This is a genomic window from Patescibacteria group bacterium (assembly GCA_028707065.1).
Taxonomy (GTDB): Bacteria; Patescibacteriota; Patescibacteriia; order Patescibacteriales; family WJLG01; genus JAQTUZ01.
On the sequence record JAQTUZ010000010.1, the window covers coordinates 38,522 to 48,271 of the forward strand.

Consider the following 9,750-nt stretch of genomic DNA (forward strand, 5'->3'; position numbering starts at 1 on the left):
TAGCCACTTGCCGCCGTTGCAGTTCCGTTTTATTTTAAAAAATGAACAATTGATCGATCGTGGTTCCCAAAACTTTTGCCACATCATGAGCCAATTTTAAAGACGGGTTATATTTTCCGGCTTCCAAAAAAACTATGGTTTCTCTTCTGACCCCGGCTTTTTTAGCCAAGCTCTCTTGAGTCAAGTTATGTTTGGCCCTTAATTCTTTAATTCTATTTTCCATATTTTTTAACATTACTCCCCTTTCCTGTTTAAATGCCAATACGCCAACCCGAAAATTATAGCCATGCCGGCGATGCCGATGCTCGGTACTGAATCAGCCGGAATGCTTAAATGGAAAAAGTCGATCGCCAGGCTTAAGCCGAGCAGCCAGTAAATGCCGATGTAAAAAGCGTAAGCTCCGGCTTTAGTTTCAAGTTTTCTCGATCTTTCATCTTTTAACGGCTCTCCTTGCTTAAGGCTGTTATATTTAATTTTAATAAATCTGAAACCGAATGCCGCTACGATCAAAGCGATAACCAAGACGCCAAGCCCCGATTTCTGGCCATTGTTCAAATAATCAAACATCCCCCAGGCCGCAATGATAACGATTAAACAAGCAAGGAGAATAACCATCGCTAAAAATCTTTTTTTGTCATTTTTTTGATTTTCCATAAAATTTTTATTTATTTTATTAGGTTAAACATATCTAACCTAATGTTAGATTATTCTAACATAACTGTCAAGGGCATAGTTTTCCACAATAAAAATAATATAAAAAATCCAACTAAAAAAATTGGATTTTATGCAAAAATTAAAGCAAAAGAAAGCGTTTATTCGCGCGCCAAAGTTAATTCTTTCGTGATGCGGGGGAATGCGTGCGTATATTCACTATTATTTGAATAATAAAAAGCCCAAGCATGATAACTCCTCCTGTTTGGGAATAGTTTTTCCAGACCATCACCACAAATCCATAATTCATCGCGTAATAAAGGGCTAAGTAAGGTATCGCCGACTTCCAGTGCTTTTTCAAATTTTCACGGAAAGGAATCTTCAAAATATAATCGTATAAAAGCTCCAAAGCCAAGAATGCTAAAAAAATCCCCAGAAAGATGCTGTATCGCACCGTTTTATGTTCTTGTTGAACCAAAAGAATCCCATAGACAGCCGGAATCGCCAAAATAAAATAAAATTTCCCGACTTTTTTCAAAGTGGTCATTTTTTCCCGGATCCAAAAGATGTAAATCAAAAATAGATTATTTACAATCCCAAGGATAAAAAATAATTCTTCTGACATAAATCGTATTTTAATCTTTATATTATTCTACCAAAAAACGGCCCCCTTAGCGATAATTCGAATCCTGCCTGGAGTAAACCAAAATCTAGTAAAAATACTTGACCCCGAAACTTCTTTGTTATTGCAAAAAAGAAAACAATCTCCTTCCGTCTATCATGTCGAGCAGTTCCAGAAAAAAATTCTTATACTTTTTATCATAACCCTCGTAGAACGCGAAATTTTCCGGCCAGCCATTTGCTATTTTTATTTCCGCGTCCTTTTCCGAGGTGTGCATATTAAAACCCAAAGGCGCGGCCTTAATGTAATAGACGTCATTATTTTTTGTGATTATTCCAATAGAGATTTCTGCGGACAGCGTGCCGTTCTGAAGAGAATCTTCCAGTGGAACGTCCCGCAGATCGCCGAAAGGAGCTGGATATAATTTATCGCCTCGCAGATAGGCTGTTTTCACAAAATTTGAATCAATCTCTTTGATGAATGTTTTGATCTCTGCCGCTTCGAATCTTTCCTGGTATTTTTCCAGGAAAGGCTTGGTATAAAGCCAATAGCTATAACCCTCGAGCCAAACATGGTCCGAGCCTATTTTGTCCGCCAAACTCATTATCTTTTTTTCGTTCTTCGGATTATTGGTAATTAAATCAATTAAGCAGTATTGTCTGACGACCATATTGTTCGGAGCCAAAAAGTAGGCCAAACTAATCCATCTGTTTGATTCCAGCCGATGAATGTCTGCCGGCGTTATTGCTGCGCCAGAATTATATTTCGCGAATAGCTCGTCCTGAAAATCCGCCAAAGAACTGCCATGTTCAAAATTCACGCCAAGAATAAAAATAAGGGCTATTACGAGCGCCAACAATGCGATTATTTTTTTCATATGCTTGATTATGATTACAGCAATTAAATCCCTTATGGCCTGCAACATTTTTGACTGAACGACGCTCAGGATTTTATCTCTCGAGTCTTTTTTTTAGTTCATCTATGACAGCTTTCTGCCAGTATTTCATGGAAAACCAGCCGATCAATGGCCGTGCAACTATACGGAGCCAGCGTTTATGGATGGTAACTTGATAGGTGTAATCGATTACGGTTCCTTCTGGACGTAGAGAGAGCAACAATTCTTCGTGGCCGGAAGTTCCAAATTTAGGGCTTTCATTATCCGAAATAAACCCCTTTCCAGGGAGGATCTGGGTTTTCATTTTTACCGGAAACTTTTGGCCGAACGATTTGACGGTCGCGTCTATCTCCAAATTATTTCCTCCCTGCCTTATGACTCGGATAGATTCCGCGACGCGCGGAAAATACTCAGGCCATTTTTCAAAGTCAGTCATCATGTTAAACACCTCCGTTAGAGGAGCCTTGATAAGCCACTTGGCATGGAGAGTGATTTTTTCTTTCATATAAAAATTATACCTAAAATTTCGGGCATCCACAACTCGGGCCAGAAAAAAGGCACCGATAAAATCTAGCTAAAATCGGTTAGCTCCCGGGGTCGCCTGCCTGCCGGTAGGCAGGGATTTACCCCTGCGCCTGATACCGTTTGCAAGCAAGCGGGGCTCCGGGGCACAAGCTTCTCATCCGATTCCGGCAGTATGGTAAAAATAATCCCGCCCCTTGAGAGGGGCGGGATTATTTTTACAAGCTCTCATTGTTGAACTACATCCGAACTTTTTTCAAAGAAAACCCCGACGCTGAATTTTAAAAAGGAAAAGAAAAAAAGTATCCCGCCAGGGGCGGGATGAGCAAAAAAGCATCCGGCCGAAGGCCGGATGAAAGCCCCCCAAAAAAAAAGATTTCGCCGCGAAGCGGCGAAGAAAGCCCCCGATCGCCCCAGCCCCTGCGGGGCGGGGCGTAAAATTTGAAAATAAAAACTTCTAAACAATATCCGATTAAGCACCGCCTAAAAACTTGGTCCGCCAACTATCGAGAAATCTTCAAGTATCCACCAAAAAAAACAACCAGTTGCCACCAAAAAAACAAACAAGGGAATAATTACCGAAAAGAGAATAGTAAATAACTTATTCTTTAAGAAATTTAACACTAACAATTTATAAATTAAAAATGAAAAAATAATTTCCAAAACAGACAAAGAAATCCATATCGCAAATAGATCCTCGCCAAAAATAGCGTTAACTAAATTAAATTTCCATAGCCACACTACCAATAAAATCAAAATTCATATTATTTTATATTATTTATTAAATACATGATATCCTGTTTTATTATATCACCCCCTGCTTTCGACCACAGAATTCTCAATATTTGTATTTCTTTCAAATAGCTTTCCTGGAAATTCTTTCTTACTAATTTTATAACCAAGAAAACCATCAGAGCCCTCCACTGCATATTCTGCATTTTTGTTTCTAACGACGCTCACCCATTCAACGAGACCATTTGTTTCATTAACAATTTTTTTAAACTCATCGAAGCTTAGAGACACAATTCCATCTTCCCCGCAGACTAACAATAAAAAAACCTTGTCTAACATTTTTTTCATTTTTAAAATCTCATCCCTATGTTCTTGCGAGAAACTAAACCTCCAAGGAGACATCCTCTTTGCAGAATGTTTAATATAGAGGCCTATATTTTTATTTATAATATAAGAAGCATTACTTTCGCTCGGGAATGATTCAATAACTACTTCCTGATCAGCTCCATAAAGCAACCTTACCAAGGCTGCTCCATGATAAAACTCAAATTCTTTAATCATTTTTTTTTGATGTCTTTAAAAAACGAATACTACCCCTGTACCTATAAAAAATACGGGCTTTGCCAACCTCGTTATAAAGAATATTGATATGATGAATTGCGTTAGAATATTTTGTTAATTCCATTTCCCTGTCACCGATAAACCCCTTAGAACGGGTAATTGTATTCTTATCCATTTCCCCTTCTTTTTCGGTATATCCCGCTATACTCTTTGGTGCATGAACCACCAAAGAGTCATCACCAAGCGGACAGAAACTTTCAATATAACTGATTAAATAATTGGGTAAACAATTTTTACCAACCAACTCTGACAATGCCTTAACCTTTTGAATTGGTTGACTGCTTTGTTCAACAATTTCTTTGATGCTTTCGCCATCAAAATTAAAAAGTTCAAAACTCATTTCCCCTTTATCCACGACAACATTTGTCTTGTCTATGCTGGCTGCCGAAACAGCAGTGATTCTTTCACCATCAAGCCAAACAGGAGATCGCTTGTCTTGTTTTCGAGACTCAAGAGATAATCTGTGAAAAATAAAACATTTTTGCCAATTCAGATAAAGAGTTTTTGGAATTATTAACTCGAAATACTTCAAGTAATCATTTCTTGAACCAAACATTCTGGCTCGCTGTATATAAGTATCTTGCTGTAATTTATGTTTAACGTCTCGCGTAAAAAACATGGACAAAAGATTATTAAATGTCACGCCTCGAGAAATAATATTTCCCCCAATTACTACGGTATAGGGGGCAGTTGGATCAGTGGCCGTCCTATTATCAGCAACATTAACTTCTTTATCGCTATTCATCACTACAATATTGTTTCTGTCTATATTCCCTATCGCGTACTTAGTTATTTCATTCTCATATCCAGAATATCTCTCATTAGCAATTTCCCATATTTTTTTAAAGTATGGTTCATGATTTTGGTCATCCTTATCCTTTAACGCTTCAAAGGTTTTGACAATTTGTTTATAGTCAACCGTGTGGTCCGCCTTTTTGCTGCTTGTATGAACAAGCATTGAGTAATTTTTTTCTGGATCATTAACTAAAGTGTTTAAATACCCAACGTCTACAATAAAGCTAAATAAAGCATCTCGCAAATATTTTGGGTCATCACCTGCATCTGGTAAAAAAGTCAACCGGTACGGAAGATTTTCTGTGGAAACTGGGAAAAAAATATCTTGACCAGTGTAATTAGAGTGCGGCTGAAAATCAATCCAATATTCATTCTGATTTTGATGAGTTTTATTAAGATCTAAGCGAGCCGGTGTTGCCGTAACGCCGATATAAATTCCCTCAGAGCCGATCAAGTTTTCCGTTAACTCATTTATCTTACTTTTTTCTTTTTTGTTAATCTTGGAGTTTGGTGTTGCATAGTCAGCCTCATCATCAATAATTACCCGATTAAAATGCCCATCCAGCTTTTGAATAATCTTTTGCAAATCTTTCGAGTTCTTTTTACAAAAAATAACCCATTGATGATCTCCAATCTTAACTTCTGGTGGCAAGACCTCGCTAAATTTTTTAGGGGACGGAGAAAGACCTGATCTTTGAAAACGCTCAAGATTTTGCCCTAGCAATTGAACACTATCATTAAGTAAAATAATGATAATTTTGTAACCAACATCCAAAAGTTTTGCTGTTAGTGCAATCATCATTTCCGTTTTTCCACTTTGAGGTTCACCATATATAACAAACGACCTTTGTCCATTTTTGGTATTGGATACAGAACTCTCAACAACATCTTTAATTTTATCAACTTCCTGGCCCTTTAAAACAAGTTTGGCCAAACGCCTTTCATAACGATTATTATTTACAGCGTCTTGTCGTAATTCGTTTAAATTAAAATCTGACATATAAATTATTTTTCCATTATTAAAACATACTCGTACTCGTAAGCACATTTTTTATTTGGATTCTTTATATTAGTAAATTTTCCAGTATTTGTATCCCTCCATGGGGTAATCATTTTGTTTTGTACCTCTCTCTTAATTATGTTGGGGTTTTTGAAACCAATTTTAAGCATTTGCTCTGTTGCCACTTCCGCATTTAATATAGCAACCCCCCTAAGCTCAGTATTTCCAATCACGATGCATGCATGTTTACCGATTTTTAAAACACGGTACATCTCTTTGAAGGCTAAATTCATATCAATAAAATAATTTGACACGTCTTTCGCAAGAGCTTTATCTTTTTCACCAAGCCTCTTGGTAATCGTTAAACCAATTTGACTTCCAATCTCCCCTTCCTGCTCAGTCTTGTAGCTAGTCCCGATGAATTTTTTTCTGAAATCTTTAAGGTTGCTAGAAAAATTATACCAACCACTAAAATTATTTCTATCACTTCCAAACCAGAGTAAAGAAAGCTGATGTAAATCTGCGTATTCATAAGACGTTACATACGGAGGAGAAGTAATTATTAAATCAACCACTTCATCATTAAGCGAAAATCTCTTCGTCGAATCTTTAAGCAAAACTTTTGCGGAAGTCTTTAGACTGTTATTCTTTTGAAGTAATGAGTAAAACTGACCGTTCTTTTTAATCATCGACCTGGAATGTTTAAGAAAATTGATTGAAACAGGTGGTATTTTTTTATCTTTATCAATTGTTGGTTTAATGCTTTTCATTAACCATTTTGAACTATTCTTTAAATTATGAGAAAAAGCGCATAAAAAGAATTTCCTTATTTTTGCATTTTTAATACTCTTTATCTTGGAATAAAGAAAATCTAATTCTGTGATTATTTTTTTATCAAACCAGTAAAGTATCCTCTCGTTTTTAAGATGATAATTATAAAAAATCTTTTTATTTTTTAAAAGTTTATTTTGAAGTTTCTCAAATTCTTCATCTAATTTTATGGGATTAATCGGGGTCACCTTCACTTCTGTTATAAATTTAGCTACGGGATTTATATCAAAACAAAGACTTCTCCGCCCTAATCTTTTCGACTCAACAAGCGTTGTCCCGCACCCCCCAAAAGGATCGAGCACAAAATCATCTTCTTTTGTAAAATCATTTATTAGTTTTTCAACTATATTTGGAATAAATTTTGCTGGATACCTATGATAACTATGTGTCAGAGCGGTAGTTTCCGCGCGAGTAACGTCCTTAAAAGACCAAACAATTACTGGTTTAGCAGCCTCAAACGTCTTAATTATATCTTTTGTACCTAAAATTAGCATAATCTTCTTTAATTACCAAAAATTATAACTATATTGATTATACCACTAGCAATAAAAATAATGCAAAATCACCCCAATTGAGTGATTTTTAAGGGGGCTCGGTCATAAACACTGCGCCCTAGAGAGCTCTCATTATTGAACTACATACGAACTTTTTTTAAAGAAAGTCAAAAAGCCTAATTTCAAGCAAAGTGAGAGAAAAAAATGTATCCAGCCAGAGGTGAAATGAGCAAAAAAGCATTAGGCCGAAGACAGGATAAAAGCCCCCCGAAAAAAGGCCCCCAATCGCCTCAGCTTCTGCGGGCCGGGCGGAAAATTTAAAAAAACTACAAACTTTTATTATGCACAAAGGCCTTAATTATTTTAAAAACACTATTAATTTCATCTAACTTGCTAATTATTTGAGAAAAACCAAACCTAATAACACTTCTTCCGCTCCGAATATAAGAATGTTGGCAATTATTCCTCTCATTAGACAGCTCTCCTAGAAGTTGTTTAAAATGATTTAACCCTGGAGGAAATTTTATGTTAATTTTTGTTTCCAGCGCCATTATCTCCGCCTCACTCAATATCATACCTATTTTTTTTCTAAAATCATCATAAAAAAAACCAAAGCTCCTATGGCGAACTCTTTCTTTAACCTCTTTGGCTAAAGTGACTTTATTTATAGTTTTATCAATATAACAAAAAACTATGCAATGAATTTTTTCCTCAACCCATCCGCCCGCTTCAGATATTGACAGTTTTAAAGCCAGCTCTAAATCAAGATAATTGCCGTCAGACAATTTTTCCAATTTTTTTATGCTAGACCTAACAGTTTGTATGTTGATAACAGTCATAAAATCTATTTACTAGAAAAAACCGACAATACTGCGTTTAACCGCTCTTCTACTTTCATTTTTTTCATCACACCTTCCCGTAAATTATCCTCTCTAAACACCGTTAATTTGCTCATTTTTTGAAAAAGTTCCTTTAACGTTTTATCGTCTAATTTTTTTAAATATGCTAAATTTTTGGAAATACCGAAAAACAACCCTTCAACAAATGCATTGCTCGTTTTAGATAAAGTTTTTTTGTCAGTAATTTTATTGAATACTAAAGACAAAACATCTTCAAACAACTGCTTTCTATCTTTTAAACCGTTATCTTTATCAGACCTGTGTCTTCCCATATATTCATTAAGGAATCGATTTAAAACTCCGTCATAATTTTTATAATCATCGTGGAAAGCAAAAAATCTCAAAATTAACTCAACCTTTGAAAATCTGATATCATTTTTTATACTTAACAATTTTTTCCATTCCTTGTTTTCATTAAGATCTTTTAAAAGAGAATTAAATGGGCCACTGTATATGCAATTCCTTATTTCCTGATTGTTTAATTTTTGACCGTACGAATTTAATCTGTGAAAAATAACATAAAGATATTCATTGTGATCGCGCTTATCATAATCCACTCTTAAAAATGTTACAGGCAATGACAAGTTTTTAATTCCATCATAAATTTTGGGACTTTCTTTCCTAATCTGATGATTAGTTTTGCCACATATTCTAGGATCAGTGTCGCTAAGATCAGACATTTTCCATTCTTTTTCTTCATCTAAAAATTTTATGATTGAGGTCATCCTTTGCAAGCCATCAATTACTTTCATTTTATTTTTATTCTTATCATATCCAAAACACATACTAGGTATTGGTAGCTCTTTAGAAAGAGAATCTATAAAACGCGTCTGAAAAGCAGAAGACCAAACCTCGTTTCGCTGAAATTCAGGCTGAATTTCCAAAATTTCATCTTTATACATTCGAAATAAATCAGAGCAAGAACGAAGCTCGTTGTAAGCAAAAATGTCTTTCGGCGGAGCTTGATTAAACTCAAGCTCCTGATTTAAAGAATTCTCTTCCTTTCTTTCTTTTGTTTTTGGCATATTATTTCGTATTTAAAAAATTAATTAATTTTAATAGTGTTTCTTCGAAATCTTTTTCTATTTTATGCTCCCAAATTCTTGCAACTCTCCATCCGGCTTTTTGCAATAATAAGCGATTTTTTCTATCCCTTTTTATGTTTCCCTCTATTTTAGCGCGCCAATACTTTTTAGGCAACCGGCTATTTTCCTTATTAAAACGATAGCCGTGCCAAAAATCGCCGTCTATGAAAATTGCTACTTTCTTTCTCGGTAAAGCAATATCCGGCGAACCGGGCGCTCTTTTATAATGCTTCTGAAAATATATTCCGCGCCTTCTCAATTCTCTAAATACCAAAACTTCCGCCTTTGTATTTTTAGAGCGTATCTTTGACATTATTTCGCTTCTTTTTTCCTTAGAAAACACATCGGCCATAAAAAACAAATTAAAAATATTTTCTAATTATTTTCTATTATGGTATAATATTGTTAGGTTGTGGAAAACTAATATAAAGTAGAAAATAATTAGAAAATATTATATGATGACAAAAAAACAAAAGCAAGTTTTAACCTTCATTGAATCCTACAAAAATCGGAAAGGCTACTCCCCTACTCTGGAGGATATAAAAAAGAACTTCAAGCTGTCATCCGTTTCCACCGCCCACCACTACATAAAAAAATTAATGG

At 35.3% G+C, this 9,750-nt stretch carries 11 protein-coding genes; all 11 read right to left on the bottom strand.

Features of this window, described 5'->3' with window-relative positions; translation table 11 throughout:
* Window positions 1-34: 34 nt before the first annotated feature.
* Window positions 35-223, bottom strand: a complete 189-nt coding sequence (locus PHE24_04210) for a helix-turn-helix transcriptional regulator (GenBank protein MDD4902316.1) — start codon at window positions 221-223, stop codon at window positions 35-37.
* Window positions 224-234: 11 nt separating this feature from the next.
* Entirely contained in the window at window positions 235-654 is a 420-nt protein-coding gene (locus PHE24_04215; protein MDD4902317.1) for a DUF2178 domain-containing protein, read from the bottom strand.
* A gap of 175 nt (window positions 655-829) precedes the next feature.
* Window positions 830-1,189 carry a hypothetical protein gene (locus PHE24_04220; protein MDD4902318.1) on the bottom strand — a complete coding sequence of 120 codons (360 nt, stop codon included), beginning with the start codon at window positions 1,187-1,189 and terminating at the stop codon, window positions 830-832.
* Window positions 1,190-1,394: 205 nt separating this feature from the next.
* A complete protein-coding gene (locus tag PHE24_04225; protein ID MDD4902319.1) occupies window positions 1,395-2,150 on the bottom strand; it encodes a hypothetical protein in 756 nt (251 codons plus the stop codon).
* 73 nt (window positions 2,151-2,223) lie between these two features.
* Window positions 2,224-2,673 carry an SRPBCC family protein gene (locus PHE24_04230; GenBank protein ID MDD4902320.1) on the bottom strand — a complete coding sequence of 150 codons (450 nt, stop codon included), beginning with the start codon at window positions 2,671-2,673 and terminating at the stop codon, window positions 2,224-2,226.
* A gap of 827 nt (window positions 2,674-3,500) precedes the next feature.
* The gene (locus tag PHE24_04235; protein MDD4902321.1) at window positions 3,501-3,983 is read right to left on the bottom strand and encodes a hypothetical protein; all 483 of its coding nucleotides are present in this window, start codon (window positions 3,981-3,983) and stop codon (window positions 3,501-3,503) included.
* Entirely contained in the window at window positions 3,976-5,838 is a 1,863-nt protein-coding gene (locus tag PHE24_04240) for a Z1 domain-containing protein (protein MDD4902322.1), read from the bottom strand. Before PHE24_04240 ends, PHE24_04235 begins: the two co-directional genes overlap by 8 nt.
* Window positions 5,839-5,843: 5 nt before the next feature.
* A complete protein-coding gene (locus PHE24_04245) occupies window positions 5,844-7,163 on the bottom strand; it encodes a DNA methyltransferase (GenBank protein MDD4902323.1) in 1,320 nt (439 codons plus the stop codon).
* Window positions 7,164-7,489: 326 nt separating this feature from the next.
* Complete coding sequence (locus PHE24_04250; protein ID MDD4902324.1) at window positions 7,490-8,002, bottom strand: hypothetical protein; 513 nt, start codon at window positions 8,000-8,002, stop codon at window positions 7,490-7,492.
* A gap of 5 nt (window positions 8,003-8,007) precedes the next feature.
* Window positions 8,008-9,087 (bottom strand): DUF262 domain-containing protein, encoded by a 1,080-nt coding sequence (locus PHE24_04255; protein ID MDD4902325.1) that lies wholly within the window; start codon window positions 9,085-9,087, stop codon window positions 8,008-8,010.
* A gap of 1 nt (window position 9,088) precedes the next feature.
* Window positions 9,089-9,499, bottom strand: a complete 411-nt coding sequence (locus PHE24_04260; GenBank protein MDD4902326.1) for a very short patch repair endonuclease — start codon at window positions 9,497-9,499, stop codon at window positions 9,089-9,091.
* Window positions 9,500-9,750 lie beyond the last annotated feature (251 nt).

What these genes read in the sequence shown, in the direction of transcription:
- PHE24_04210 (MDD4902316.1), bottom strand. Translation starts at nt 223, where the DNA reads ATGGAAAATAGAATTAAAGAATTAAGGGCCAAACATAACTTGACTCAA.
- PHE24_04215 (MDD4902317.1), bottom strand. Translation starts at nt 654, where the DNA reads ATGGAAAATCAAAAAAATGACAAAAAAAGATTTTTAGCGATGGTTATT.
- PHE24_04225 (MDD4902319.1), bottom strand. Translation starts at nt 2,150, where the DNA reads ATGAAAAAAATAATCGCATTGTTGGCGCTCGTAATAGCCCTTATTTTT.
- PHE24_04230 (MDD4902320.1), bottom strand. Translation starts at nt 2,673, where the DNA reads ATGAAAGAAAAAATCACTCTCCATGCCAAGTGGCTTATCAAGGCTCCT.
- PHE24_04235 (MDD4902321.1), bottom strand. Translation starts at nt 3,983, where the DNA reads ATGATTAAAGAATTTGAGTTTTATCATGGAGCAGCCTTGGTAAGGTTG.
- PHE24_04240 (MDD4902322.1), bottom strand. Translation starts at nt 5,838, where the DNA reads ATGTCAGATTTTAATTTAAACGAATTACGACAAGACGCTGTAAATAAT.
- PHE24_04245 (MDD4902323.1), bottom strand. Translation starts at nt 7,163, where the DNA reads ATGCTAATTTTAGGTACAAAAGATATAATTAAGACGTTTGAGGCTGCT.
- PHE24_04250 (MDD4902324.1), bottom strand. Translation starts at nt 8,002, where the DNA reads ATGACTGTTATCAACATACAAACTGTTAGGTCTAGCATAAAAAAATTG.
- PHE24_04255 (MDD4902325.1), bottom strand. Translation starts at nt 9,087, where the DNA reads ATGCCAAAAACAAAAGAAAGAAAGGAAGAGAATTCTTTAAATCAGGAG.
- PHE24_04260 (MDD4902326.1), bottom strand. Translation starts at nt 9,499, where the DNA reads ATGGCCGATGTGTTTTCTAAGGAAAAAAGAAGCGAAATAATGTCAAAG.